Here is a 25,758-nt window from a genome sequence, read left to right as displayed (position 1 = left end):
TGTCTCCTGTTGTTGTTTTCGCCGATGCGCGCGCGTCGGCGTGCATCGGCGTGCATCGGCATTGAGCGTGCGATCGTGCTATTGCACGGACATCCAGCGTGAGCCGATACCGTCGACGATACTCGCCGCGTCGAAGCGATAGGCCATCAACGCGGCAAGGCCGCGCCGACCGTCGATGGAAGCGGGCGCGCTCGTAAAGCCGTGCTTCGCGATCAGCGCGGCTTCGATGGCGTCGGCGGCCGCCTTGCCGGTCTCGATCGCGCGCATGGCGTGCGTGCCGTTGTGCGCGAGTCCGGCGGCTTGCGTGGCGGCCACACCCAGCGCATAACGCGCGCGCGTCGCGTCGAGTCCATAGAGCCGCGCGGCGGCGAGCACCGCGCCCAGTATCCCGAGCGACGACGCCACGTTCCAGCGCGCGCGGAATTCGCTGCTGTCCACGGCGGCGAGCACACGCGTGGCCGCTTCGATGCCGATTGCGCTGGCTTCGGCGATAGCCGCTTCGCTTGCGCCTGTCGCTTCGCCAATCGCGATCGCCACGGCGAGCACCGGCGCGTCGAACGTGGACGCTTCGATATGAGCAAGCGTTGCGCCGAGCGTCCACGCACGTACGCGAAGATCGGTGGCTGCGCTGCCTTGCGATTGCAACAGCGCGGACAGTTGCGCAGCGACGGCGCTTTCATCGCGCAGATGCGAGCGGGCTTGCGCGAGCCGTGTATTCGCGGCTTCAATCGCAGCGTTAGCGGAGGCGTCGAGCGAACCGCAGGCCAGCGCGGCCAGCGCATCGGAGACGGCGGAATGGTGTACGGCTTCATGCATGGTTCAGTTCCTCTTGCGGCGCGCAGAGCGCGAACAACGTATCGAGCGACGGCGCGGCGTCGATCGTTTCGACGACCGTGGCCAGCCTAGCAGCAACGCCATCGCCCAGCAGCGGATCGATCAGCAGGCGCACTTTCTCCATCAGTTCTTTGTCGGTGAGCGGGCGGGCGAGACTGCCGCGCGCGTGCTCGACGTGATGTTCGAGCACCTCGCCGCGCTTGAGCGTTGCGCGAATGAAAACCTCGTCGCGATTCACCGAGGCATCGGGTGCGAGCGTCGTCAGCGCACGCACGCGCCGCACGTCGTCCTGCACCACGCGCGCGTCCTCATACTGCGCGAGGCCCACGCGCTTGTCGCACAGCGCGGCGGCCACGCCGTGGATCGCGGAGAAGCGCGCCTGCAAGCCGTCCTTCGGCTGTGGATTGCCCATCAGTTCCGGCACGAGCGGATGGCAGCGCAGCACGATTGTTTCGATATCCTCAGCGTTGTCGATGCGTGGCGCAAGCGCGAGCCCCGCATCGATGGCCGGATGCGCGACGATCCCGCATGGATACGGTTTATACGTGTTGAACAGCAGTTCCCAGCGCTCGCCGAACGCGCCGTTCATCTGCTCGAAATCGACGCGCGTCGACATCGAATGCGCATAACCGCCCGGCGCTTCGAAGATATCGTCAGCCGCCTGCTGACCCGCGAGCGCGAGGCGCGCGGCGGCGATGCCGTTGGCGGCGGCCTTGCCCGGGTGATACGGCTTGGTCATCGTGCCGAAGGCCTCGCGCTGGCCGACGAACATCGACGCCGCAATCGCGACGGCTTGCGTCAGTTGCGTGTCGTTCAGGCCGAGCAGCAGAGCCGCCGTCACCGCGCAGCCGATCACGCCGCAGGTGCCGGTGATGTGCCAGCCGCGGTCGTAATGTTCGGGCGAGATCGACACGCCCACGCGCAACTGCGCTTCGCAGCCGAGCGCGAACGCGCTGAGCGCGGCGCGTCCCGTCGGTTGGGTTTCCGGCGCGAGCGCGGTGATGACTGCGAGAACCGACGCGGCCGGATGAATCACCGTCGCGAGATGGGTATCGTCGAAATCGTCGAGATGCCCGGCGAAACCCGTGGCGAGCGCGGAAAAATGCACGTCCACGCGTTCCGTGCGGCCCGGCACCGGCGCGCGCGGCGCGACGCCGAGATCGCGCGCGGCGGCGAGTATCGCGTCCACGCCCGGATGGCGCGACGCGCCAATCGAGGTGCCGATCACGTTGATGAGAGAACGTTGCGCTTCGCGCGCGACGTTCGCGGGCAGCGGGCGCTGCGCAAGGGCATGGAGACCGTGCGCAAAGGCGGCGGCGATCACACTCATTGGGACAACTCCTCCAGACGGACGCCGTTGGTGCGCGGACCGAGCGCGCCCACCATCACGACGATGACCAACATCGCTGACGAAATCAGCACGAACACGGCGGGCACGCCCGAATGCTTGAGCAGCGCCGCCACCCAGAAGCCGACAAAAATCGAACTGAGCCGGCTCCAGCTAAAGACGAAACCGACGGCGCGTGCGCGAAAGCGCGTCGGGTACAGCTCGGCCTGATAGGTGTGGAAGATGCCGATCAGCCAGTTGTTGGCGATCGTCACGGCTGCGCCGCACAGCAGGATCGGCAGCGGCTCGCGCGCCATGCCGAACAGCACGCCCGCCACCGCCACGACAATCGCACAGCCCACCAGCTGCCATTTGCGCTGCACGCGCTCGGCGAACAGCATCGCGCCGATGGCGCCGAGCGGCGTCGTGAACGCGATCATCATCGTGTAGAGCAGCGAATGCGTGAGCGTGATGCCCTTCGTGAACAGCAGCACCGGCACCCATGCGCCGAAACCGTACACGCCGAACGTCTGGAAGAAGTTGAAGCACGACAGCATGATCGTGCGCGGCAGATAGCGGCCGCGCCACATATCGCGCCACGAAGCCGTGGTGTCGGTCGCTTCGGCGCGCGGCGCATCCGGCGCGGGCGCACTGAGACGCTGGCCCGTTTCCGCGACCACGCGCCGCTCGATATCGTCGACGATCGCGCGCGCTTCGGCGAGCCGTCCCTGGCTTTCGAGCCAGCGCGGCGACTCGGGCAGGCCGCGCCGCACGAACCAGATCAGCACCGCGCCGCCCGCGCCGATGATCATCACCCAGCGCCAGCCTTCGAGACCCAGCGCCGTGTACGGCACGAGCAGATACGAAAGCACGGCGACGGTCGGCACGGACGTGAGAATCACGAGAATGCTGAAGGCCGAATAACGGCCGCGCGTGTGATTGGGCGTCAGCTCGGAAATATAAGTGTCGACAGTAATCAGTTGCACGCCGATGCCGATACCGGCGACGAAACGCCAGGCGTCCATCGCGACCGGCGAAGTCTGGAACGCGGCGGCGAGCGTCGCCACCGAATAGACCAGCATCGCCACGGTGAAGACGGCGCGGCGGCCGAGCCGGTCCGTGAATCCGCCCAGCGCGACGGTGCCCACGAACATGCCCGCGAAGAACGAGCCGAGGAAGCTCGCGAAGCCGTTCACGTCGAACATGCTCGCCGTGGTGGCGCGGTAGAGGCCGCTATGAATCAGGCCGAGCGAGATATAGGCGGCCATGAACATCTCGTAGAACTCGAACCAGCCGCCGATGGCGATGCGCGCGACGAGACCGCGAAAGTAGCGGGTCGGCGGCAGCCGGTCGAGCCGCGCGGATACGCACGCGTCGACCCCGCCGGCCAAGGCGACCTCTTTCTCCAGATACATGAATGTCTCCGATAGTGATGGTGCGTCTTTTTTCTGAGTGTCGACACTTGCTTCAGTGTATGTCGTTTACGAATCGAAATTCAAGAAAAAATCTGATAAGTGTATACACTAGAGGGTGTGGCTGATCCCGGAATCGGGGCCGACGGGTAGTTGGTAGAATCGGCGGGCTGGCGCGCAAGGCGCCTCGTGGAGACAGGAAAGGAAGCGCACATGACGGAAAGCGACGCCGTGCTGATGGATACCGACGACATGCCGGAGGCGGGCAGCGACAGCCCGCGCGTCGCGGAAATCGTGGACTGGGTGGCGCGCGGCATCATCGAAGGCCGCCTGCAGCCAGGCGACGATCTGAATTCGGTCGAACTCGCCCGGCGCTTCGGCGTGAGCCGCACGCCGGTGCGCGAGGCGCTGTTCGTGCTGCATCGCGAACGCATGGTCGACTGGTCGCCGAGACGGCGTCCGCGCGTGGCGGCGATGAGCCTCAAGGACGTGCGCGAGATCTATCATCTGCGTGCGATGCTTTATGCGCAGGTGTCGCTCGCGATCGTCGAGCACGCGACCGACGACGACATCGCGTCGCTCTGGCGCGCGCACGGCGTGCTGGCCGAGGCCGCGGCGAAAGGCGACGTCGATGCGTATTTCTGGGCCAATGTCGCGTTTCGCGACGAGGAACTGCGCGTGAGCCGCAACGCGATCTTCAAGGAAGTGCTCGACTCCATGCGTATGCGCACGAACCGGATGCGCCATCTGAGCACGTCATTGCCGGGCCGCATGCAGCGTTCGTGCACCGATCATCAGCGGCTGTGCGAAGCGTATGCGGAGCGCGACGGCACGCTCGCCGCCGCGCTCAATCGTTCGATCGTGATGGGCGCGTTGAAGTCGATCGAAAATATCTGGGTGGCTTGAGCGATCTGGCGAAGCGGCACCCACGTTGGCAGCGAGGAAGTCGGGATGAACGTCTGGATCGAACGCACGCTCTTGATCATGCTGGCGCCCTTGCTCGCGATACAGGGCGTTTACACGCGGAGGGTGACACCGAAATTGCCAGAACCGCCCGGCCCGCGCGAAGGTCGAGCGGGGCAGGGTTCTGTGCTGAAACTCCTGATCGTGGGGGATTCGGCAGCCGCGGGTGTCGGCGTGGAGCATCAGCACAATGCGTTAGCGGGGCAGCTTGTGGCCGCGTTAGCGCCGCAATTCGAATTGCACTGGAAGGTGATCGCACAAACAGGCTATACGACGCGCGATGTGTTGAGGCGGCTCGAACATGAACCCGGGCAGGCATTCGACCTGGTCGTGCTCTCGCTCGGCGTCAATGACGTCACCAGCGCGGTCCGCACCGGCAAGTGGCTCGCACAGCAACGGGACTTGCTGGCGCTCCTGCAACAACGCTTCCTTGCGCAGCACGTGATCGTGAACGGCGTCCCGCCGATGGAGCGATTTACCGCGCTTGCGCAACCGCTGCGCGCGATCCTCGGCGCGCGCGCCCATCGCTTCAATGCAAGTCTGGCAAGTGTCGTGGATCAATGGCCTGGCTGCGAACTGGTGCGCCCAACGCTACCGTCAGGGCGCGAGGCTCTGGCGGACGATGGGTTTCACCCAGGGCGATCGGCGTACCGCGAATGGGCGCGCCACCTCGCCGAAAGAATCGCCGCGTGGGAGCGTGGCAGGCGGGTAACCGATTTGTGACGGATGCGTTGCCGTCACGGTTAATCGACGATGCCGTCTGCTTGAACCAGCATAACGCGGCAGCCTGCTTCGACGCGATCGAACGCGAGGCTCATGCCGTGCATCGCGGCGACTGCGTTCGCGAGACTCAGACCAAGACCGTTTCCGGGAGTATGGCGGCTAGCCTCACCCCGATAAAAGCGTCGCAACACCGCTTGATGCTCGGCTTCAGGAATGCCTGGACCATTGTCATGAACGGACAAATGAACGCGACCTTGAAGACGGACGAGACTGACCGTAACCGTCCCACCGATCGGCGAAAATTTAATCGCATTCTCAATCAGATTCGCCAGCGCTTCAAACAACAGGTTCGGATCTCCTTCCAAAGCGAATTCACCACCGCCTTCAATTTCGCATCGGTAAATCAGTGCTCTTTCTTCGGCCGATGCTTCGTAGTATTCGTACACATCCTTTACGATGCCGGCGAGATCGACCGGCACGAACGACTGGCGGCGCACACCGCTTTCGATTTCCGAAATTCGAAGCAGGGCGTTGAACGTGTGACGCATGCCGGTCGCTTCGACGAGCGTATCGTCGAGCGCCTGACGATAATCGTCGATCGTCTGGCCACGCCGCTGCACGCGTTCGAGTCCGGCGATCATCGACGTCAGCGGCGTACGCAGATCGTGTGCAATGGCATCGCAAACGCCTTTTACCTCATTCATCAAGCGCTCGATTTCGTCGAGCATGCCGTTGACCACGCGAACCAGACTCTCCAGATCGTCGTGCCGCCGATGCGTCGGCAGACGTTGCGAGAGATCGCCTCCCACGATTTGCCTGATTGTCGCCGTGACCGCATCCAGACGCCGAAGCGAACCCAGTCCGATCGCGGCGGCTCCGATCAAGCCAATCGCGAGCGCGAAAAGCGCGCCAATGAGCAGCACCTTGACGAGGCCGATGTTAAAGCTGTCGAGTTCGAGCGTGTTTTGGCATCGCAGGGCGATTTGATCGCCCGGCAGTTTTGCTGCAATACAGCGCGCAGTCTGATTGATCGGCCCGTCGTGCAAGCGGATGGCGAATGGCTTTCCCACATAAGGAATATCGCGCGGCAATGTTGTCAGAGAGCCGGCAATATAGCGGCCGTCGTTTCCGAACAGGCCGTTTGGCCGTTGCTGGTCGGGATCGCTTTGACGAAGCACGTCAAAGAGCGCGGACAGCCGTTGCGGTGAACTGCGCTGCATGGCGACGTATTCGCGACCTAACCAGTCATCCACACGCTGCGTTTCGAAACCGGAGATCGAAAAATACAGGTAGGCAAACAGCGGCACCGAAATGCCGCCGAAAATGCCGAGGAATAACACCGAAAGCCGAAAGCTCGTGGTCCGTCGAAGATCAATCAGGCGAACGAAGCACATAGCCGGACCCACGAACGGTATGAATGATGGGCGCCGATCCCGTCGGGTCGAGCTTTCTTCTCAGGCGACTGATATGCACGTCGATTACATTGGTGCGCTCGCCGACGCGGTAATTCCAGACCGCTTCAAACAGCATCGTGCGGCTGACCACTTGTCCTTCGCGACGGATCATATATTCCAGAATCCGGTACTCGCGCGGCAACAGTTCGACCTCTTTGCCTGCATAGACCACGGTACGGTTGACCAGATCGACGTTCAGCTCGCCGATGCGATACGCCGTCTCGTGCGCGGAGGTCTGCGAGCGGCGAACCAGGGAATCGAGCCGCGCAGTCAATTCGATGTATTCAAATGGCTTCACGAGATAGTCGTCGCCGCCCGCGCGCAATCCCTTCACGCGCTCGTCGACCGTCGACAGTGCGCTGAGGATCAACACGGGCGTCGTCGTCGCCGCCTCGCGAAGCGCGCTCAGCACGTCGAGGCCTTCCATACCGCCGGGCAGCATGCGGTCGAGAATGATCGCATCGAGCGGGCGCGAAGTCGCCTGCGCGATGCCCTCCGCGCCCGTGGCGGCGGTTTCGACCATATAGCCGTGGTCCTCCAGCGCGACCTTGATTTCGCGAAGTGTTTTTGCATCGTCTTCGACGACGAGTACTGTTGGCATAGCGATCGCTCTTCAAAAATCCTGCAGGAAGGCCCGAAAAGCCCCCCCCCCAAACATTAAATAAAGTTCATTAAACGCAGTTCATGTCATTGATTTTTCGAAGGAATTGCCAAATCTGAATTTTTAAAGTATAAATACGAACCATTCTCATTTTAGCAGCGAGCACGCCTCCATGACAGTTCGTGCAGAGGCGCGCGACCAGAACACGGGGTACCACGCCCGGTTATGTCGTCGCGCATGCGTACCTATGTCGCCAGACATGATGATTAGTATTCCTACTGTGTCAGGCCGCATCTCCGCAGTGGAGATCGACCGGAATATTCGCGAGTTAGCCGATAAGCGGGCCGCTCTCCGCGCGGTGCTTTCCGTCATGCACGCTTCCGGTTAATCGGTTACACGCCCGGCCGATATTCGCCTTCGCGCCTGCCTGGGCGGACGTGTCTCCAGTCCTGGCCGAATCCATTTTCTCGATGTGTCGCCCAGTTCGAATGCCCGGCATTCGATGGCGCAGCTTTGCGCGTTACTTTCTCTTCTCTCCGTCATGAATCGATCTTCTCGCCAAATTCGTCGTGCCGCCTCGGTCCGGCAACGCTCCGCCTTGAAACGACGCCGATCCATCGCCGTTGCGCTGACCGTGGTCGCTTACGGTGGTTTCGTTGATGGCCGCGCTTTCGCGGACGAACCTGTCGCGACGCCGGGCGTGGCCGCGTCGTCGCCCGCTGCCGCGAGCGAGCCGGAAGAGGGCGCGACATTGGCGCCGGTTGTGATCAAGACGGCGAAGGAGCCAGCAGCCAGCACGTACGCGCCGAAAACGGTTCAGACGGGCCAATATCGCGGACTCGACGCGCTCGACGTTCCCGCCACCGTGAGCGTCGTCACGAGCGAGGTGCTGAAAGCACAGGCCGCAACGGGTCTGTACGACGCGCTGCGCAATGTCGCGGGCGTCACACGCCAGCAACTGAGCGGCATTTCGTATGACCAGCTTTCAATTCGTGGCATTGCACTGGACAACCGCCAAAGCTATTACATCGACGGCGTGCTGCCCATCGACAACAACATCTGGATGCCGATGGAGGATAAGGAGCGCGTCGAAGTGCTGAAAGGGGCCTCGGCGTTGTACTACGGCTTCGCGGTGCCGGCCGGGATCGTCAACATGGTGATGAAGCGCGCGGGCGATACGCCGGTGACGTCGGTATCGACGCTGGTCGATTCGCATGGTTCGGTCGGCGCGCACGTCGATATTGCGCGGCGCTTTGGTGTGGACAAGCAGTTCGGCATTCGCGTCAACGCAATGGCGGAGCACGTCGAGACGCCAATCGACGGCGACCGCGGTTATCGCATGTTCGAGAGCGTCGCGCTCGACTGGAAGCCGACGAATCGGTTGACGCTCAAGTACGACCTTGAGCACATCGATCAGCGCGTGGTCGAGCAGGCCGGCATTACGCCGCTCACCGCCGTCAACGGCGTTATCACGCTGCCCTCGCTGCCCGACGCGTCGAAATTGCTGGTGCCGAACGACAAGCCCACCACGTCGACTGCGATCGCACAGATTCTGCGCGCCGATTATCTAATCAACGACAACTGGAGCGCCAACGTTTCGATTGGTCAGTCGATCACGCAACGCAATCGCTGGCTCTGGATTTTCCAGAAGTACAACGTCGATACCGGGACGGGCCAATTGCAGGGCAGCCAGCAGAACGGTCAGTTCTACGAGAACAAGAACGTGCGCGCGGAAATCAACGGCCTTTTCGACACCGGGCCTTTCACGCACGACGTCACGTTCGGCGTTAACGAGAACTGGCTATTCCAGCCTGATTTCACGACTTACTATTACACGGCCACGCAAAACCTGTATGACCCGGTCAGTATCACGAGTTTGACGCGCGGTTCGTCGAAGGCCTTCTACGCGCAACATATCAGTAACCAGGGCGTCTACCTCTTCGATCGCATCGGCCTGACGAAGAACCTCGATTTCACAGCGGGCGTGCGCTATTCGTCGTATCACGCGACGCAAGCGAAAACCGTGACGCAGGATGTGAATCACACGTCGCCGTCGGCGAGCATCGTGTACAAGATCACGCCGCAAACGAGCGTCTATACGAGCTATATCGAAGGTCTGGAGTCGGCTGGCAGCGCACCGGCGACGGCGACCAACGCGTATCAGGTGCTGCCTGCGGCGGTGAGCAAGCAAGTGGAAGTCGGCCTGAGGCATCGCTTCAACAACGGTGCGCTGGCGTCGATCGCCGCGTTCCAGATTCGTCAGCCCTCGGCGAGCACGGATGCAGACGGCGTCTACGCGCTGAATGGCGTCGGTCGCTATCGCGGCATCGAGTTTTCGTTTCAGGGCGACATCACGCGCGATCTCTCGATCGTCACGACCGGCATGTGGCTCGATGCGACGCTCGTCGACAGCACGGATGCCACGACGCTCGGCAAGCGCCCGGAAAATACGCCGCGTTATACCGGCAGCGTATTTCTGAATTATCGCGTCCCGCATCTTTATGGTTTTTCGATTAACGGCGGCGCGTATTTCGTGGGTCAGCGGCCGATCAACGATGCGAATCAGGCCTATATCCCCGGCTATACGCTGTTTTCGGCTGGCGCTCGCTACGAGACGAGTCTGTTTGGACGCAACGCCACGTTCCAGCTGAATGTCGAGAATGCGTTCAATAAACACTACTGGGCATCGGCGGGATCGAGCCAATTGGGCATTGGGCTCGAACGGACCATTTCGCTGACCTCGACAATCGATTTCTGATAGGAAAACCACCATGAATGTGAATCTGTCATTGCGTTCGGTCCTCGCGCCGTCGCGCGTGCCGCGTCGCGCACTGCTGTGCATGGCATCCTTGTTGGCCGCATCCATCGCATTGGGCGGGGTGAGCACGGCTCGCGCGGCTACGCCACGCGTGCAGGACGCGAGCAGCGACGCCGTCACGAGCAACAAGCATGTGCTGTACGTCACCCGGCTCAAACATCGCGATCGCGAAGAGGACGACAAGGTCGTCGCGCATCTGGAACAACGCGGGATGTTCGTCAAACTGGTCGACGAAGATGCGCCGGTTTCGGCGGCGAAGGGTGAAGACCTCGTCATCATCTCGTCGGTGGTGAGTGCGCGCGATATGGTCGGGACGCCGTTTCGCGATGTGCCGGTGCCGCTTTTGACGTGGGAATCGGATCTGTTCGATTCGTTGCGCTTCACCGGTCAGAAAAAGGGCGAGGACTTCGGCGAGATCGCGAAAGAACACTACGTGAACGTTGTGAATGCACCGAGTCCGCTGGCGGGCGGCGTGCCTGCCGGAAAGCGTTGGGTCTATCCGCGAGACGACGAAATGGGTTGGGGCAAACCGGGTCCGGGAGCGACGATCATCGCGACTGTCGCGGGCGAACCAACGCATGCGGTCGTGTTCGCCTACGAGAAGGGCGCGACGATGGACTACGATTTCATCGCGCCGGCACGTCGCGTCGCGCTGTTTCTGGGCAATCGTTCGTTCGAGAATCTGAGCGCTGACGGCAGCGCGATATTCGATGCAGCAGTGAACTGGGCGGTCAGTGAACCCACTGGCGGCGCTCGCTAATCTGGCATCGACGTTTCGCTTGCAGAATTAAAACGTTTCGATGCGCTGCCCGGTGCCGCTGACGTGTTCGTCGGCACCGAGCAGCGATCGTCGATCGTCGATCGCGTGCATCAGTCGGCATCAAGACGGTTGCCGTCCGTCAGGTCCTGCCTGGACCTGTCGTCCATTCCGCGAGCTTGTTCTAGCTCGCCTCCGCCTTTACCGCAACGGACTCTCCCGCTGAGTTCTTGTCGGTTCCCGAATGACGCTTTGCTGAGCCAGCAGGCCGAAATCATTCACATCCAGTCCCCGGAATATCTGCGCGAGATTCACTGAGCACTTCAGGACGTCAAGCGAAGCCGTGAATCCTCGCGGCGGCCTTGCATGGGCTCGTCTCCCCATCATGATGGCTTCGCCGCGCGATACCCGATCGAGCGACAAACGTTCGCATTCGTCTTTTTGTAAGGTGACAATTCGTAGATGGCGGGCTAGCCAGCAGAAAAAAGGGCGGGAAGTAGTGAAAACCCTTGTTTTTGCCGCGCGTTTCGACGCTTGGCTCGCGTTATGCCGGCGATCCGAAGCGTATCGGGCCGCGCGCGTCCCGATTGAATAACGCAGCCTTATAAAGAGGGTAACTGGCACTGATGGTGCGTGCCGGGCTTTTTTGCCTCCTTATCGTTCAAACCACAGAGCGTCATTTACATCTTTCGGCGACCCAGGCCGGATCACTATCAAAGAGCGGATCGATGAGCACGTTGCATCCCTATGCAGGCATTTTGACGGCAGTTCCCACCCCTCTCGACGAGAACGGCCGCTTCGTCGGCGCGCCGCTCGCCGCGCTGATCAAACGGCTCGCCGAAGCCGGCGCGGACGGCGTCGTGCCGCTCGGCGGCACGGGCGAGTACACGGCGCTGTCGTTCGCGGAGCGCGTGCGCGTCGTCGAGACCTCTCTCGAAGCCGCAGCGGGCGCGCTGCCGGTCGTGCCGGGCATTCTCTCGCCGGGACTCGGCGACGCCATCGACAACGCCAAGGCCTTCGTCGCGGCCGGCGCCAAAGCGCTGATGGTCGTCACGCCGTACTACTTCCGCCCGACCCAGGAAGGCATCGTCGACTACTACCAGCGTTTCGCCGACGAAGTCGACGCCGACATCATCCTCTACGAGATCCCGTATCGCACGGGCGTGTCGCTCCATTACGAAACGGTCGCGAAGCTCGCGGCGCTCACGCGCGTGGTGGGCATCAAGGCCTGCAACCCGGATCTCGCCACGCAGATGCGCGCCGCCGAACTCTGCGCCTCGAAGATCGCGATCCTGAGCGGCGAGGAAGACGTTCTGCCGCTGCACGTCGCGATGGGCGCGGTGGGCGGCATCATCTCCAGCTCGAACCTCGTGCCGAAGCAGTGGGCGCGCGTGCTGGCGCTCGCGTCGAGCGGCCAGCTCGATCAGGCCGTCGCGCTGCACGCGACGCTGCGTCCGCTGATCGACGCCGTTTTCGCCGAGCCGAATCCCGCGCCGATCAAGGCCGCGCTCTCGCTTCAGGGCTTGCCGTTCGGCGACGTGCTGCCGCCGCTCAAGCCGGCTTCGGCGGCGCTGCGTCAGCGTCTGGCCGACGTCATGGCGCCGCTCGTCGCGCGCGAGGACGCGTATTCCCCCGCCGCCGCAGGCGTTTGAGCCGCACAGAGACCATCGCTACCCACCAGAGGATCCCATGTCATCCGATAACAACATCATCCTTCCGCGCCGCCGCTTTCTTCAGGCGGCCGGCGCCACGCTCCTGTCGGGCGCCGTTGCCGCGCCGATGATCGTCACCTCGCGCAAGGCGGCGGCGGCGAGCAATCTCACGGTCGTGAGCTGGGGCGGCAACTATCACCAGGGCGTGGAAGAGGCGCTGGCGAAGCCGTTCGAGAAGGAGTTCGGCGTTCACGTGACGCTGGTCGACACGCCCGATCTCGCCCGCGTCAAGGCGCAGGTGATGACGAACAATGTGCAATGGGACGTGTTCGACGCGGTCGGCCCGATGGCGATGACGGGTGCGAAGAACGGCTATTGGGAACCGCTCGATCCCGCGCTGTTCGACCAGAGCGACCTGATCGCGCCGATGACGAAGTTCGCCGTGCCGTTTTACGGTTTCACTGGCGGCATCTGCTGGGACAACAGCAAGTATCTGGCCGGCAAGCACCCGGAAACCTTCGCCGATTATTTCGATGTGAAGAAATTTCCCGGCCAGCGCACGCTGCGCAATCGCGCGAGCGAGACGCTCGAAATCGCCTTGCTCGCCGACGGTGTGCCGCCGGAAAAGATCTATCCTCTCGACGTGCCGCGTGCGTTCCGCGCGCTCGACCGCATCAAGCCGTTTATCGGCAAGTGGGTCGACCAGACGCCGCAGACCGTCTCGCTCGTCGAAACGGGCCAGGTCGATTTCAGCTACACGTATTCGACGCGCGTGAAGGCCGCGCAGGAAGCGGGCAAGCCGATCAACTTCTCGTTCAAGCAGACGCTCACGGGCCTCGAATATCTGGTTGTTCTGAAGAATGCGCCGAACAAGGCGAACGCGATGAAGTTCGTGCAGTTCGCCATGCGCCCCGATCGCCAGGCCGCGCTCATGGACTATCTCGGCAACACGCCGGCCAGCAAGAAGGCGCTGCCGCTCGTCAAGCCCGACGTGCGCAAGTGGCTCTCGGACCCGGGCAACAAGATGAACCTCATCAGCAACGACGTCTGGTGGGCGGAGCACTACGACGAACTCACGCTGCGCTTCAAGGAGTGGGTGCTGTCGTAATGGAGTGTTGAAGATGGCCGTCGCGCAAGCGGCGGCCGTGTGGTTCGCGGTTGCGCATGTCAGTAGTGGGGAGGAGTGATGAAAGGCAGAAAAGAGGGCTTGCTGTACGTCGGCCCAGCAACGGTATTTTTATTTCTCGTGGTGTTCGTACCGCTGATGTACGTGGTCTACACGAGTGTCTGGGTGAATGACGGCCTGTCGCTTTCGGCCTACGAGCGCCTGTTCGGCAGCGCACTCTTCCTGCGCACGTTGTGGTCGACGTTCCAGATCAGCATTTGCGCCTCGGTGTGCAGTCTGCTGCTCGGTTATCCCATCGCCATGCATCTCGCGAAGCAGACGCCGAAGAAGCGCGCGCTGTATATGGTGCTCGTGCTGGTGCCGTTCTGGACCAGCATTCTGGTGAAGAGTTACGCGTTCACGGTGCTGCTCGGCCGCGACGGGCTCGTCAATCAACTGCTGTCGTTTGTGTTCAGCACGCAGGTGCAATTGCCGATGCTGTTCAACCGGTTCGGTGTAATGGTCGGCATGACGAACTATCTGATTCCGTTCATTGTGTTCCCGGTGCTCGCGAGCCTGCTCGCCATCGACCCGTCGCTGTACCGCGCCTCGGAGATCATGGGCGCGAAGCCGCCGCGCATCTTCTTTCGCATCACGCTGCCGTTGTCCATGCCCGGCGTGGCGGCGGCGGCGCTGAGCACCACGGTGATGTCGATGGGCTTCTTCGTGATTCCGGCGCTGCTGGGCGGCCGCAAGGACGCGATGATGTCCAACCTCGTCGACTTCTACACACGCGAAACGATGGACTGGAACATGGCCTCGGCCATCGGCGTGATTCTGCTCGGCATCGTCACGCTCGCGGCGCTCGGCGCGGAACGCTTCCAGAAGCGCGATTCGAAAAAGGTGATGGCATGAGCACGTCTGTATCGAGTTTGCCGGCAGTCCGGCGCGGTGTCGTCGTCGATGGCCTGGCGCGCCGCTATGCGCGCTTGCGCAACGTCGTCGCGATTCTGGTGTACGCCTTCATTCTAGTGCCGTCGCTGATCGTCATTCCGATTTCGTTCGGCGGCGACGGCGAACTGACGTTCCCGCCGCGCGTGTGGTCGATGTCGCTTTACGTGCATCTCTTCACCTCGACCAGCTGGGTCGCCCCGATCTTGCAGAGCGTGAAGGTCGCGACGCTCACGATGGTGGTGGCGGTCGTGCTGGGCGTGCCCGCCGCGTATGGGCTCGTGCGCCATGAATTTCCCGGCAAGCGCCTCGTGATGCTGCTGCTCATGAGCCCGATTCTGGTGCCGGTGATCGTGATGTCGCTCGGTCTCTATCTGTATTTTTCGCGGCTGCATCTGGTGGGCTCGACGCTCGGCCTCGTCGTGAGCCACGTCGCCTACGTCACGCCGTTCATGATGATGACGGTGATGGCCGGTGTGAAGAAGCTCGATCCGGCGCTCGAATTCGCGACCACGATCATGGGCGCGAAGCGCAGCACCGTGTTCGTGAAAGTCGTGTTGCCGCAGCTTCGTCCGTCGATTCTCGCCGGTGCCTTGTTCGCGTTTCTGGTGTCGTTCGACGAAGTCGTCATCGCCTGGTTTCTCACGAGCCCGTCAACGACCACGTTGCCGGTGCGGATGTACAGCAGCATTCAATGGGATATTTCGCCCGTCATCGCGGCGGTGTCCGCGTTGCTTACGCTGCTTTCGCTGATTTTCTGTTGCGTGTCGGTTTGGCTTCAGCCGGCTGCGCCCGAGTCGTCGCATTGAGGTTGGAGAAAAACATGTCACACGTTCTACTGGATAACGACGGCCGTCCGCAGGCCACTGCCGCGCAGTCAGGCAAGCACGCGAGCCGCGACGCAGCAGGCAGCGCCGCCGCCGCGCAGCGCAGCGCCGACGACATGATCGTCTTTCGCGGCGTGAGCAAGCAATACGGCAGCGCGGTGGCGCTGCACAGTACCGATTTTTCGATCCGCAAGGGCGAATTCCTGAGCCTGCTCGGACCGAGCGGATCGGGCAAGAGCACGATCCTCAACATCATCGCGGGTGCCGTCGCGCCGAGCGAAGGCACCATCGTGCTCGACGGCAAGGACGTGTCGACCGTGCCGCCGCGCGAGCGCGGTCTCGGCATGGTGTTCCAGAACTACGCGTTGCTGCCGCATCTGAATGTGTTCGACAACGTGGCGTTTCCGCTGCGCATTCGCGGCGTCGCGAAGTCGGAAATTCAGCAGCGCGTGCGTAACGCGCTGGAGCGCGTCGGCCTCACGGGCTATGAGCATCGCAAGCCGCGCGAGATGTCGGGCGGTCAGCAGCAGCGCGTGGGCATCGCGCGCTGCATCGTCTATTCGCCTTCGGTGATCCTGATGGACGAGCCGCTCGGCGCACTCGACAAGAAGCTGCGCGACCAGTTGCAAGGTGAGATCAAGCGGCTGCATCGCGATCTCGGCACGACGCTCGTCTACGTGACGCACGATCAGGAAGAGGCGCTGAATCTTTCGGATCGCGTGTGTCTGATGAACGGCGGCCGCATCGCCCAGCTCGGCACGCCCGACGAACTGTACTTCGAGCCTGTGAACGAGTTCGTCGCGGACTTCGTCGGCGAGTCGAACCTGATCGAAGGCGTGGTGCAGGCCGACGGTGTCGTGCGCGTGTCGGCGAACCGCGTGCTCAAGGTGCGCAGCACGGAAGGTCATGCGCTGGGCGCGAAAGTGAAGGTGCTCGTGCGGCCGGAGAAGATCGACGTTGTCGAAGCGATGAATGCGGACGACGACAACACCTGCACGGGCACGATCTCGCAGGTGTCGTTCGTGGGCGGCATGACGCGCTTCGAATTGACGCTCGCCGACGGCGCGACGCTGCTCGTGAAGGGCATTTCGGCGCGTGCGTCGGAGCGCGCGAATGTGGGACAGCAGCAGGCCGTGCGCTGGTCGGCGCGCGACGCCGTCGTTTTGAGGAACTGATCGAATCATGAATTCCACCCTGATTGTCGAGGCGATGCACGAACTGGTGGGCGCAACCGGCGTCCTGGACAGCGCTCCCGACATGGCGCCGCATCTGATCGACTGGCGCAAGCGCCATACGGGCCGCGCGGCCTGCGTGGTGCTGCCGCGCGACACCGCGCAGGTATCGAAGGTGCTCGCATGGTGCAACGCGCATGGCGTGAAGGTGTTTCCGCAAGGCGGCAACACGAGCGTGTGCGGCGGCTCGGTGCCGGACGCGTCGGGCAACAGCATCCTGCTGAATCTCGCGAAGATGAACCGCATCGTCGAGGTGAACGCCGATAACAATTCGATGACCGTCGAGGCGGGCTGCATTCTCGCCGATCTCCAGCAGGCCGCGCTCGACGTGGACCGCATCTTTCCGCTCACGCTCGGCGCGGAAGGCTCGTGCCAGATCGGCGGCAATATCGCGACGAATGCGGGCGGCACCAACGTGCTGCGCTTCGGCAATACGCGCGATCTCGTGCTCGGCCTGGAAGTCGTGCTCGCCGACGGGCGCGTGTGGAACGGCATCCGCACGCTGCGCAAGAACAACAGCGGCTACGACCTGAAGAATCTGTTCGTCGGCTCGGAGGGCACGCTCGGTGTGGTCACGCAGGCGTCGCTGAAGCTGTATCCGCGTCCGCGCGCGACGGCCACCGCCATGATCGGCGTGGACACCGTGCAGGCCGCCGTGCAGGAAGGGTTGAAGTTGCAGGCGGCTTTTCCGGGCGAACTGGTCGGGCTCGAACTGATCTCGCGCAGCGAATTCGAGATCTCGCTGCGTCACGCCGCGAAGGGGCGCAATCCGTTCGCCACCACGCCGGAGTGGATGGTGCTCGTCGAACTCGCGGCATCGTCGGGCGACGACGAGGCCATCGCCACGCGCTTGACGGACGCGCTCGCGCCGTCGTTCGAGGCGGGCGTGATCGTCGACGCGGTGGTGGCCGCAAGCGCGCAGCAGCGCGCGGACCTCTGGCACATCCGCCATCACGTGACCGAGGCGAACGGCCGCGAGGGCATGGGCCTCACGCACGACATCGCCGTGCCCACGTACCGCATTCCCGACTTCATGGACGCCGCCAACCAGACGCTCGCCGAGCATTATCCGGCGGCCACGCAGGTCGTGGTCGGCCATATGGGCGACGGCAATCTCCACTACATCGCCATGTTTTCGCACGAATACTGGGCGAGCGTGGAGGACAAGGCCGGCACGCAGCTCGCGCTGAGCCATCGGCTTTACGACATCGCGGCGGGCATGGGCGGCACGTTCAGCGCGGAGCACGGCATCGGCTCGCTGCATGTGCCCGAAATGTCGCTCTACAAGGACGCGAACGAGATCGCGCTGATGCAGCAGATGAAGCAACTGCTCGATCCGAACGACACGATGAATCCGGGGCGCGTGCTGCCGGCGCGCGCGCCGGCGGCTTCGGCTTCCGCTGCGCACTGATCGCGACGATGGTGCATTCCAACGTTGCCGACTATCGCGAGTCGGCCCGGCGCTATCTGCCGGACTTCGCCTGGTCGTATCTCGAAGGCGGCGCCGAAGACGCGGTCACGATGCGCCGCAATCGCGCCGCTTACGAGGCGATCGCGTTCGCGCCGCAAGTGCTGGTCGACGTCTCGCGCATCAGTACGCAAACGACGCTCGCGGGCAATCCGGCGGCGTGGCCCGCAGTGATCGGGCCGACGGGGCTGAACGGGCTGTACTGCCGTGGCGCCGAAGAGACGCTCGCGCGCGCGGCGCACGCGGCGGGGCTGCCGTTCGCGCTCTCGACGGCGTCGACGAGTCTGCTCGAAGACGTGCGCGCGGCGTCGGACGGCGATCTCTGGCTGCAACTCTATGTGCAGCAGGATCGCCGTATCGCCGAGGACATCATGGCGCGCGCGCAGGCCGCGCGCTTTTCGACGCTGCTGCTCACGGTGGACACGCCCGTCACCGGGCAGCGCGATCATTACGCGCGCACGGGCTTCACCTTGCCGCTGCGCTGGACGCCGACGCTGCTCTGGGATATCGCCCGGCATCCGCGCTGGCTCGCGACGGTCGGCGTTCACGGCGTGCCGCAACTCGTGAATCTCGCGCGCAGCGCTCAACTCGGCCCCGGCATCGAGGCGCAGGCTGCGGCGCTCGGCAGGCAGATGGATACGTCGCTGGACTGGCGCGATATCGCCTGGCTGCGCCGCCACTGGCACGGCAAGATCTTCATCAAGGGCATCCAGACCGCCGCGGATGCCGCGAGTGCGTTCGCGCACGAAGCCGATGGCGTCGTGCTCTCGAATCACGGCGGGCGGCAACTCGATGGCGCGCAAAGTCCGCTCGACATCCTCGCGCACACGGCGTCGATTGCGCCGCGCGGCGCGGACATTCTCGTCGACGGCGGCATCCGGCGCGGCAGCGATATTGCCAAAGCCGTGGCGCTGGGCGCGCGCGGCGTGCTGCTCGGCCGCGCGCCGCTCTACGGACTCGCGGCCAACGGCGGCGACGGCGTACGCGGCGTGCTCGCGCTGCTGCGCAACGAACTCGACATCTGCATGCGTTTGCTCGGCTGCACGAGCATGGCCGCGCTGACCGCGGACCGGCTCGCCACGCATGCGGCTCCTCTCAACGTCACCACGACGACTCCCGCATGACTGCTCCGATCTTCGATTTCCAGCCCGGCACGGTGCCGCTGCTCGTTTCCATTCCGCACCTCGGCACCGCGATTCCCGACGAGGTGCGCACGCAATTGACCGATGTTGCGGGCGAAGTCGCCGATACCGACTGGCATCTCGACCGTCTCTACGCGTTCGCGCACAAGCTCGGCGCGTCGGTGCTGGGCGCGCGCGTGTCGCGCTACGTGATCGACCTGAACCGGCCGCCCTCGGGCGAAAGCCTTTATCCCGGCCAGACGACCACGGGCCTGTGCCCGACCGAAACGTTTCGCGGCGAGCCGCTTTATCGTCACGGCAGCGGCCCGGACGCCGCCGAGATCGCGCGACGTCTCGACCATTACTGGCGCCCGTATCACGCGCAGTTGCGCGCGGAACTCGATCGACTGAAGGCCGAATTCGGCGCCGTGCTGCTGTGGGAAGCGCATTCGATTGCGAGCGTGCTGCCGCGTCTGTTCGACGGCAAGCTGCCGGACCTGAACCTCGGCACGAACAGCGGGCTTAGTTGCGACGCGAGCGTGCTCGACGCGATCACCGCGACGCTCGGCGATCAGCCATTCACGTGGATCGCCAACGGGCGCTTCAAGGGCGGTTACAACACGCGTGCGTATGGCGAGCCGCAACAGGGCGTGCATGCGGTGCAGCTCGAAATGTGTCAGTCGACGTATATGAGCGAGACGTCGCCGTTCGCTTACCTGCCCGAAGCGGCAGACGCGGTGGAGCCTGTGGTCGAGCGCATGGTGACAGCGGGATTCGAAGCGGTGCGCAAGCTGGGGCGCTGAACGCGAGCCTTCTTTCAGGTTTCGAAACACAAGCGGGCATGGCCCGCTTTTTTATTGCGCCGGGCAGTCGCGCATAAAAAAACCGTCTTCGCGACGACATCGCGAAGACGGCAATCCTGCTTCTGCGTGAGGCAGAGAAACGGAGAACGAGAAACGGAGAAAGAGAAACGCGGCGCGCGGGCCGCGAGATATCAGAGCGCTTGCGCGAGCGCGGGAACAGCTTCGAACAGATCGGCGACGAGGCCGTAATCGGCCACACCGAAGATCGGCGCATCGGCGTCCTTGTTGATGGCGACGATGACCTTCGAGTCCTTCATGCCCGCGAGATGCTGGATCGCACCCGAAATGCCGACCGCCACGTACAGTTCTGGCGCGACGATCTTGCCGGTCTGGCCCACTTGCAGATCGTTGGGCGCGTAGCCCGAGTCGACGGCCGCGCGCGATGCACCGATGGCCGCGCCGAGCTTTTCGGCGAGCGGATCGAGGCGTGCGAAGTCCTCGGCGCTGCCGAGGCCGCGTCCGCCTGCCACCACGACGCGCGCCGAGGTCAGGTCGGGCCGGTCGCTCGTGGCGATCTCGCGGCGCACGAACGAGGAGCGGCCGCTGTCGGGCAGCGCGGGCGCTTCGGCGACCGTTGCGTTGCCGCCTTCGCTCGCCGCCGCTTCGAACGCGGTCGTGCGGATCGTCGCGACCTTCACGGCGTCGGCGGATTGCACGGTGGCGATGGCGTTGCCCGCGTAGATCGGGCGCTGGAACGTGTCCGGCGAGTCGATTGCGATCACGTCGGAGATCTGCGAGGCGTCGAGCTTCGCGGCCACGCGCGGCGCGACGTTCTTGCCGAATGCGGTCGCGGGAAAGAGCACATGCGTGTAGTCGGGCGCGAGCGCGAGCACCTGCGCGGCGACGTTTTCGGCGAGCGCATCAGCCAGATGCGGTGCGTCGATCAGCACGACCTGGCCGACGCCCGCCACGCGGCTCGCGGCTTGCGCCACGGCGCTGGCGGCGTGACCCGTCACGAGCACGTGCACGCCGTTACCGATCTGTTGTGCGGCCGCGATCGTATGCAACGTCGCGGGCTTGAGCTGGCCTTCGCCGTGTTCGGCGATCACAAGAGTGGTCATTCAAATCACCTTCGCTTCGGTTTTCAGTTTGTCGACGAGCGCCGCCACATCCGGCACGATCACACCGGCCTGGCGCACGGGCGGTTCGACGACCTTGAGCGTCTTCAGACGCGGCGCGGGATCGACGCCGAGCTGCTCGGGCGTCAGCACGTCGAGCGGCTTTTTCTTGGCCTTCATGATGTTGGGCAGCGTGACGTAGCGCGGCTCGTTCAGGCGCAGATCGGTCGTGACGATGGCGGGCAGGCGCAGCGACACGACTTCGAGGCCGCCGTCGACTTCGCGCGTCACGGTCGCCGTGCCGTCGCCGATTTCGATGGCGCTCGCGAACGTCGCTTGCGGCCAGTCGAGCAGGGCGGCGAGCAACTGGCCGGTCTGGCCCGCGTCGTCGTCGATGGCCTGCTTGCCGAGAATCACCAGTTGCGGCTGCTCTTTCTCGATCACGGCCTTCAGCAGCTTCGCCACGGCGAGCGGCTGGAGTTCCACGGCGGTTTCCACGAGCACGCCGCGATCCGCGCCGATGGCGAGCGCCGTGCGCAGCGTTTCCTGGCTTTGCGCGACGCCGCACGAAACGGCCACGACTTCGCTCGCGTGGCCCGCTTCCTTGAGCCGCGTGGCCGCTTCGGTGGCGATCTCGTCGAAGGGGTTCATCGACATCTTGACGTTGCCGATATCGACGCCGCTGCCGTCCGCCTTCGCGCGAACCTTCACGTTGTAGTCGACGACGCGCTTGACTGCGGTAATCACTTTCATGCTTGTTTCCTCGGAAAACTCAAATGCATTCGTTCATTCATGCGTGGGCGCGAGCGTCACGAGAACGACGCGGGCCTGCGGCGTATCGGGGACGATGTCGAGCGCAGTGGCGAGTTCGGTGAACGTGGCGAAATCGCCGGGCCGAAGCTCGCCGCTCGCACCGCAACGGCATGCGCCGTCGAGCGCGATCACCAGTGCGGTGAGGCCGGCAGGCACGCGCGCGGGGCCGTCGAGCAGCCGCGCGGCGACGGCGTAACGTCCGGTCGCGCTCATCACGTTCAGCACGCTGACCGCGCCGCCGACGAGACGCGCGTGCCACTCCGCATCGCCCGTGTAGGCCACCGCCTCGTTCGGCGCGAGCGAGACTTCGAGCGCGCCTTCGCGCAGCACGACGCCCGCGCCGCTCAGCACGAGCGACAGGCGCGTCATGCCCGCGAAGCGCGAATAGGGGCCGTCGTGTTCGACGTCGGCGAGGCTCACGCGCCACGCGCCCGCGCGCGCGGCGAGCGTGCGGGTCTTGCCGCGGCCGTTGCGCCACGCTTCCAGTGGAAGCGCCGCGAGCGCGCGCACTGCGGGCTGGGTCATCGGCGCGTCTTTACGAGACGGCGCCGAGGCCGTACTTGCCCGTGAGCAGCGCGCCCGTGGCGAAGCGCTCGATCGAATACGGAGCGAGCGAGACGTCGGTGGGCAGGCCGAGCGCTTCCTGGGCGAGCACGCGGCCCACCGTCGGCGAAAGCTTGAAGCCGTGGCCCGAGAAGCCATAGCCGACCACGAGGCCCTCGATGCCGGGCAGACGGCCGAGCACGGGATTCCAGTCGGGCGTGACGTCGTAGACGCCGGTCCACGACGAGGCGATGCCCGCCGTCTCGTAGGCGGGGAAGCGCTCGGCCACCTGTGCGCCGACTTCGACAACGTAGTCCATCGGAATGTCGCCTTGTTCGGTTTCGGCGGCGCCGAGCTTTTCGCCGACGATGCCTTCGCTCACCAGCATCTGGCTGCCGCCGTAGCTGCGGTAATAGAGCATGCCGGGCGAGGCCAGATCCTTGAAGACGGGCATCGAGAACGTGTACTTCGCCGCGTCGCATTCGAGCGCGAGCACGGCATGGCGCTCGGGCATCACCGGCAGGTCGCGGCCGGTCCAGCCTGCGAGTTCCGGCGTCCAGATGTTCTGCGTGCTGATGACGGTGCCTGCCGCGAAGTCGCCCGCGCTCGTCGACACGCCGACCACGCGATTGCCTTCGAACAGGATCTTGTTGACGCTGACGTTTTCGCGAATGGTCACGCCGCCGCGCCGCGCGGCGCGCGCGAAGCTGGTGGCGACGAGGTAGGCGTCGGCGAAACCGGCTTCGGGCTCGTAGCCGATCAGCGCCGCGTCGTCGAAACGGGCGATCGGCAGCAGTTCGTGCGCGGCCTTCGCATCGAGCAGTTCGAGCGGCACGCCCTGGGCCTTTTGCTGGTCGAGCGACGCGCGCAGCGGCTCCAGCTTGTCGCCCTCGCTCGCCACGATCATGTAGCCGCACTTGACGAGTCCGCAGGACGCTTCCTCGTCGCCGAGATAGGCGGAGAAGTTGTTGAAGACGTCCCAGCTCTTGAGCGCGAGTTCCACGTTCTCCTTGACGGAGTAATGGGTGCGCAGGATGCCGGACGACTGCGACGTCGTTCCCGCCCCGATCGTGCCGCGATCGAGCACGAGCACGTTTTTCGCGCCGAGCTTCGCGAGTTGAAATGCAACGGAGCTGCCGATCACGCCAGCGCCGATCACGACCACATCATATTTGTCCACGGTTTCCTGTCCTTTTCTGACAAAAGCGTATGGGCGAAGTGTGGAGCGCCATAAACCGCGGGCCGGGAATATAAGCAGGATCGATGATTAGTAAAAGTGGGCGTCGAGCTGGCGGGGCGAAAGGGGCGTTTTTCGGGCGTTGCGGGCCGTTTCCGTGGTCGCGAGACTAACGTCAGCTTGATTGCTGCATAAGCGATGGTGATGCCGCGCGCATCCGGCACCCGGCGACGTACGATGGATCGCAGTCCGGCCGTGCCGTTTCGCGCGGCGCGTGCCGGGACATCCACAAGGCCGCGGCGCGCGTGTCGATGCGCGCGTCGCGGCTGTCCCGCACAGTCACATATCGGTCGAAATGAACACGAATAACTTCGCAGCGCAGTTTGGCCCGCGCGAATCGATGGAGTACGACGTCGTCATCGTCGGCGGAGGGCCGGCCGGTTTGTCCGCCGCCATTCGTCTCAAGCAGATGGCGCAGGAACGCAACGCCGAAGTGAGCGTGTGCGTGCTCGAAAAGGGCTCGGCCATCGGCGCGCATACGCTCTCGGGCGCGGTCATGGACCCGCGCGCGCTCGACGAACTGATTCCCGACTGGAAGGAACGCGGTGCGCCGCTCGACGTGCCCGTGACCGAAGACCGCTTTCTGTTTCTCTCCGAAAGCGGCGCGAAGCCGGTGCCCAACTGGCTGCTGCCCGACAACTTCAAGAACCACGGCAATTATGTCGTGAGCCTCGGCAATGTCACGCGCTGGCTCGCGGAGCAGGCCGAAGCGCTGGGCGTGGAAATCTTCGCGGGCTTCGCGGCGGCGGAAGTGCTGTACGGCGAAAACGGCGCAGTGCGCGGCGTGGCCACGGGCAACATGGGCGTGGGCAAGGACGGCGAGCCGACCGGCAATTTCCAGCTCGGCATGGAACTGCATGCGCGCTACACGCTGTTCGCGGAAGGCGCGCGCGGCCATCTCGGGCGCGAACTCATCGCGCGTTTCAAGCTCGACGAAGACGCCGATCCGCAGGTCTATGGACTCGGCATCAAGGAACTCTGGGAGATCGATCCGGCTTTGCACAAGCCGGGGCTCGTGATTCACACGGCGGGCTGGCCGCTCGAAAGCGATACCTACGGCGGCTCGTTTCTCTATCACCTGAACGACAATCAGGTGGTGGTGGGTTTCGTCGTCGGGCTCGGGTATACGAATCCGTATCTGTCGCCGTTCGAGGAATTTCAGCGCTACAAGACGCATCCCGCGATCCGGCGTTCTCTCGAAGGCGGGCGGCGTCTATCGTATGGGGCACGCGCGATTGCGGCGGGCGGGATCATGTCGATGCCGAAGCTCGTGTTCGCGGGCGGCGCGCTGATCGGCTGCGAGGCGGGCATGCTCAACGCCTCGCGCATCAAGGGCAGCCATGCCGCCATCGCTTCGGGCAAGATGGCCGCGCAAGCCGCGTTCGACGCACTGCAAGCGGGCCGCAGCAACGACACGCTCGACGCGTATCCGCAAGACTTCGAGCAATCGTGGCTCAAGGAAGAACTGCATCGCGCACGCAATTTCAAGCAGTGGATGAGCAAGGGGCTGTACGTCGGTACCCTGATGGTGGGCGTCGAGCAGAAGCTGCTGGGCGGACGCGTGCCCTGGACGCTTCATCATCATCATTCGGATAACGAAACATTGCGTCCCGCAGCGCAATGCAAGCCGATCGAGTATCCGAAGCCCGACGGCAAGCTCACATTCGACCGGCTTTCCTCGGTGTTTCTCTCGAATACGAATCACGAAGAGAATCAGCCCGCGCATCTCACGCTCAAGAATGCGGCCATTCCCGTGAGCGTGAACCTCGCGCGCTATGCCGGGCCGGAAGCGCGCTTTTGCCCGGCGGGCGTGTATGAGTTCACGCAGGAGCAAAACGGCGAGAGTGCGCTCGTGATCAACGCGCAGAACTGCATTCACTGCAAGACCTGCGATATCAAGGACCCGACGCAGAATATCGTCTGGGTCACGCCCGAAGGCGGCGGCGGTCCCAACTATCCGAACATGTAATGCAAAAGGGCTCATCGCACGATGAGCCCT

22 protein-coding genes are annotated in these 25,758 nt (G+C 64.0%); 13 read left to right on the top strand and 9 right to left on the bottom strand.

Annotated features, from left to right (window positions below):
* Positions 1–78 precede the first annotated feature (78 nt).
* Genes U4Y88_RS32410 through U4Y88_RS32400 form a run of 3 tightly spaced genes read right to left on the bottom strand, consistent with a single transcriptional unit; the run spans position 79 to position 3,576 of the window.
* Complete coding sequence (locus U4Y88_RS32410; RefSeq protein WP_321788917.1) at positions 79–816, bottom strand: MmgE/PrpD family protein; 738 nt, start codon at positions 814–816, stop codon at positions 79–81.
* Complete coding sequence (locus tag U4Y88_RS32405; protein ID WP_321788915.1) at positions 809–2,164, bottom strand: MmgE/PrpD family protein; 1,356 nt, start codon at positions 2,162–2,164, stop codon at positions 809–811. The genes U4Y88_RS32410 and U4Y88_RS32405 overlap by 8 nt, the downstream gene beginning before the upstream one ends.
* On the bottom strand, positions 2,161–3,576 hold the full coding sequence (locus U4Y88_RS32400; protein WP_321788913.1) for an MFS transporter: 1,416 nt from the start codon (positions 3,574–3,576) through the stop codon (positions 2,161–2,163). The genes U4Y88_RS32405 and U4Y88_RS32400 overlap by 4 nt, the downstream gene beginning before the upstream one ends.
* A gap of 234 nt (positions 3,577–3,810) precedes the next feature.
* Between U4Y88_RS32400 and U4Y88_RS32395 the strand changes: the two genes are divergently transcribed.
* Both U4Y88_RS32395 and U4Y88_RS32390 read left to right on the top strand, forming a co-directional pair.
* Entirely contained in the window at positions 3,811–4,479 is a 669-nt protein-coding gene (locus tag U4Y88_RS32395) for a GntR family transcriptional regulator (protein WP_415774528.1), read from the top strand.
* A gap of 45 nt (positions 4,480–4,524) precedes the next feature.
* Positions 4,525–5,259 carry an SGNH/GDSL hydrolase family protein gene (locus tag U4Y88_RS32390; RefSeq protein ID WP_321788909.1) on the top strand — a complete coding sequence of 245 codons (735 nt, stop codon included), beginning with the start codon at positions 4,525–4,527 and terminating at the stop codon, positions 5,257–5,259.
* Positions 5,260–5,279: 20 nt separating this feature from the next.
* Here U4Y88_RS32390 and U4Y88_RS32385 read toward each other — a convergent pair whose 3' ends face one another.
* Together U4Y88_RS32385 and U4Y88_RS32380 are read right to left on the bottom strand one after the other, a co-directional pair.
* A complete protein-coding gene (locus U4Y88_RS32385; RefSeq protein ID WP_321788907.1) occupies positions 5,280–6,599 on the bottom strand; it encodes a sensor histidine kinase in 1,320 nt (439 codons plus the stop codon).
* Positions 6,600–6,630: 31 nt separating this feature from the next.
* Positions 6,631–7,314, bottom strand: a complete 684-nt coding sequence (locus U4Y88_RS32380) for a response regulator transcription factor (RefSeq protein WP_321788905.1) — start codon at positions 7,312–7,314, stop codon at positions 6,631–6,633.
* A 598-nt stretch (positions 7,315–7,912) separates the two neighbouring features.
* Between U4Y88_RS32380 and U4Y88_RS32375 the strand changes: the two genes are divergently transcribed.
* From U4Y88_RS32375 to hutG, 10 genes are all read left to right on the top strand, one after another.
* Positions 7,913–10,072 (top strand): TonB-dependent siderophore receptor, encoded by a 2,160-nt coding sequence (locus tag U4Y88_RS32375; RefSeq protein ID WP_321788903.1) that lies wholly within the window; start codon positions 7,913–7,915, stop codon positions 10,070–10,072.
* A 13-nt stretch (positions 10,073–10,085) separates the two neighbouring features.
* Positions 10,086–10,892 (top strand): hypothetical protein, encoded by an 807-nt coding sequence (locus tag U4Y88_RS32370; RefSeq protein ID WP_321788902.1) that lies wholly within the window; start codon positions 10,086–10,088, stop codon positions 10,890–10,892.
* Between the two features lie 725 nt (positions 10,893–11,617).
* Positions 11,618–12,541, top strand: coding sequence for a 4-hydroxy-tetrahydrodipicolinate synthase (dapA, locus tag U4Y88_RS32365; RefSeq protein ID WP_224012174.1), 924 nt, complete (start codon positions 11,618–11,620; stop codon positions 12,539–12,541).
* A 37-nt stretch (positions 12,542–12,578) separates the two neighbouring features.
* Positions 12,579–13,649: an ABC transporter substrate-binding protein gene (locus U4Y88_RS32360; protein WP_321788900.1), complete on the top strand. Its 1,071-nt coding sequence runs from the start codon at positions 12,579–12,581 to the stop codon at positions 13,647–13,649.
* Between the two features lie 78 nt (positions 13,650–13,727).
* Positions 13,728–14,561: an ABC transporter permease gene (locus tag U4Y88_RS32355; protein ID WP_224012172.1), complete on the top strand. Its 834-nt coding sequence runs from the start codon at positions 13,728–13,730 to the stop codon at positions 14,559–14,561.
* Positions 14,558–15,406: an ABC transporter permease gene (locus U4Y88_RS32350; protein ID WP_321788898.1), complete on the top strand. Its 849-nt coding sequence runs from the start codon at positions 14,558–14,560 to the stop codon at positions 15,404–15,406. The genes U4Y88_RS32355 and U4Y88_RS32350 overlap by 4 nt, the downstream gene beginning before the upstream one ends.
* 134 nt (positions 15,407–15,540) lie before the next feature.
* Complete coding sequence (locus tag U4Y88_RS32345; RefSeq protein ID WP_415774527.1) at positions 15,541–16,599, top strand: ABC transporter ATP-binding protein; 1,059 nt, start codon at positions 15,541–15,543, stop codon at positions 16,597–16,599.
* A gap of 7 nt (positions 16,600–16,606) precedes the next feature.
* Positions 16,607–18,067 carry an FAD-binding oxidoreductase gene (locus U4Y88_RS32340; RefSeq protein WP_321788894.1) on the top strand — a complete coding sequence of 487 codons (1,461 nt, stop codon included), beginning with the start codon at positions 16,607–16,609 and terminating at the stop codon, positions 18,065–18,067.
* A gap of 8 nt (positions 18,068–18,075) precedes the next feature.
* Positions 18,076–19,248: an alpha-hydroxy acid oxidase gene (locus tag U4Y88_RS32335; RefSeq protein ID WP_321788892.1), complete on the top strand. Its 1,173-nt coding sequence runs from the start codon at positions 18,076–18,078 to the stop codon at positions 19,246–19,248.
* Positions 19,245–20,048 carry an N-formylglutamate deformylase gene (hutG, locus tag U4Y88_RS32330; protein ID WP_321788890.1) on the top strand — a complete coding sequence of 268 codons (804 nt, stop codon included), beginning with the start codon at positions 19,245–19,247 and terminating at the stop codon, positions 20,046–20,048. Before U4Y88_RS32335 ends, hutG begins: the two co-directional genes overlap by 4 nt.
* A gap of 191 nt (positions 20,049–20,239) precedes the next feature.
* Here hutG and U4Y88_RS32325 read toward each other — a convergent pair whose 3' ends face one another.
* The 4 genes from U4Y88_RS32325 to U4Y88_RS32310 are packed head-to-tail and all read right to left on the bottom strand — an operon-like array spanning position 20,240 to position 23,702.
* Positions 20,240–21,169, bottom strand: coding sequence for an electron transfer flavoprotein subunit alpha/FixB family protein (locus tag U4Y88_RS32325; RefSeq protein ID WP_224012166.1), 930 nt, complete (start codon positions 21,167–21,169; stop codon positions 20,240–20,242).
* Positions 21,170–21,919 (bottom strand): electron transfer flavoprotein subunit beta/FixA family protein, encoded by a 750-nt coding sequence (locus U4Y88_RS32320; RefSeq protein ID WP_321788888.1) that lies wholly within the window; start codon positions 21,917–21,919, stop codon positions 21,170–21,172.
* A 33-nt stretch (positions 21,920–21,952) separates the two neighbouring features.
* A complete protein-coding gene (locus tag U4Y88_RS32315) occupies positions 21,953–22,504 on the bottom strand; it encodes a HutD family protein (RefSeq protein ID WP_321788886.1) in 552 nt (183 codons plus the stop codon).
* A gap of 10 nt (positions 22,505–22,514) precedes the next feature.
* Complete coding sequence (locus U4Y88_RS32310; RefSeq protein ID WP_253074405.1) at positions 22,515–23,702, bottom strand: NAD(P)/FAD-dependent oxidoreductase; 1,188 nt, start codon at positions 23,700–23,702, stop codon at positions 22,515–22,517.
* 352 nt (positions 23,703–24,054) lie between these two features.
* On the opposite strand from U4Y88_RS32310, the gene U4Y88_RS32305 reads away from it, so the two are divergent.
* Positions 24,055–25,728 carry an electron transfer flavoprotein-ubiquinone oxidoreductase gene (locus U4Y88_RS32305; protein WP_321788884.1) on the top strand — a complete coding sequence of 558 codons (1,674 nt, stop codon included), beginning with the start codon at positions 24,055–24,057 and terminating at the stop codon, positions 25,726–25,728.
* Positions 25,729–25,758: the final 30 nt, after the last annotated feature.

Origin of the sequence: Paraburkholderia sp. J94 (assembly GCF_905220285.1) — a bacterium.
Lineage (GTDB): Bacteria > Pseudomonadota > Gammaproteobacteria > Burkholderiales > Burkholderiaceae > Paraburkholderia > Paraburkholderia tropica_A.
The sequence above is the reverse complement of the archived record's forward strand: the minus strand, read 5'-3'. Positions and strand labels throughout refer to the sequence as shown.

Coding starts and splice junctions, on each gene's coding strand:
- U4Y88_RS32410 (WP_321788917.1), bottom strand. CDS start 816: ATGCATGAAGCCGTACACCATTCCGCCGTCTCCGATGCGCTGGCCGCG.
- U4Y88_RS32405 (WP_321788915.1), bottom strand. CDS start 2,164: ATGAGTGTGATCGCCGCCGCCTTTGCGCACGGTCTCCATGCCCTTGCG.
- U4Y88_RS32400 (WP_321788913.1), bottom strand. CDS start 3,576: ATGTATCTGGAGAAAGAGGTCGCCTTGGCCGGCGGGGTCGACGCGTGC.
- U4Y88_RS32395 (WP_415774528.1), top strand. CDS start 3,811: ATGGATACCGACGACATGCCGGAGGCGGGCAGCGACAGCCCGCGCGTC.
- U4Y88_RS32390 (WP_321788909.1), top strand. CDS start 4,525: ATGAACGTCTGGATCGAACGCACGCTCTTGATCATGCTGGCGCCCTTG.
- U4Y88_RS32380 (WP_321788905.1), bottom strand. CDS start 7,314: ATGCCAACAGTACTCGTCGTCGAAGACGATGCAAAAACACTTCGCGAA.
- U4Y88_RS32370 (WP_321788902.1), top strand. CDS start 10,086: ATGAATGTGAATCTGTCATTGCGTTCGGTCCTCGCGCCGTCGCGCGTG.
- dapA (WP_224012174.1), top strand. CDS start 11,618: ATGAGCACGTTGCATCCCTATGCAGGCATTTTGACGGCAGTTCCCACC.
- U4Y88_RS32360 (WP_321788900.1), top strand. CDS start 12,579: ATGTCATCCGATAACAACATCATCCTTCCGCGCCGCCGCTTTCTTCAG.
- U4Y88_RS32355 (WP_224012172.1), top strand. CDS start 13,728: ATGAAAGGCAGAAAAGAGGGCTTGCTGTACGTCGGCCCAGCAACGGTA.
- U4Y88_RS32350 (WP_321788898.1), top strand. CDS start 14,558: ATGAGCACGTCTGTATCGAGTTTGCCGGCAGTCCGGCGCGGTGTCGTC.
- U4Y88_RS32345 (WP_415774527.1), top strand. CDS start 15,541: ATGATCGTCTTTCGCGGCGTGAGCAAGCAATACGGCAGCGCGGTGGCG.
- U4Y88_RS32340 (WP_321788894.1), top strand. CDS start 16,607: ATGAATTCCACCCTGATTGTCGAGGCGATGCACGAACTGGTGGGCGCA.
- U4Y88_RS32335 (WP_321788892.1), top strand. CDS start 18,076: ATGGTGCATTCCAACGTTGCCGACTATCGCGAGTCGGCCCGGCGCTAT.
- hutG (WP_321788890.1), top strand. CDS start 19,245: ATGACTGCTCCGATCTTCGATTTCCAGCCCGGCACGGTGCCGCTGCTC.
- U4Y88_RS32325 (WP_224012166.1), bottom strand. CDS start 21,169: ATGACCACTCTTGTGATCGCCGAACACGGCGAAGGCCAGCTCAAGCCC.
- U4Y88_RS32320 (WP_321788888.1), bottom strand. CDS start 21,919: ATGAAAGTGATTACCGCAGTCAAGCGCGTCGTCGACTACAACGTGAAG.
- U4Y88_RS32315 (WP_321788886.1), bottom strand. CDS start 22,504: ATGACCCAGCCCGCAGTGCGCGCGCTCGCGGCGCTTCCACTGGAAGCG.
- U4Y88_RS32305 (WP_321788884.1), top strand. CDS start 24,055: ATGAACACGAATAACTTCGCAGCGCAGTTTGGCCCGCGCGAATCGATG.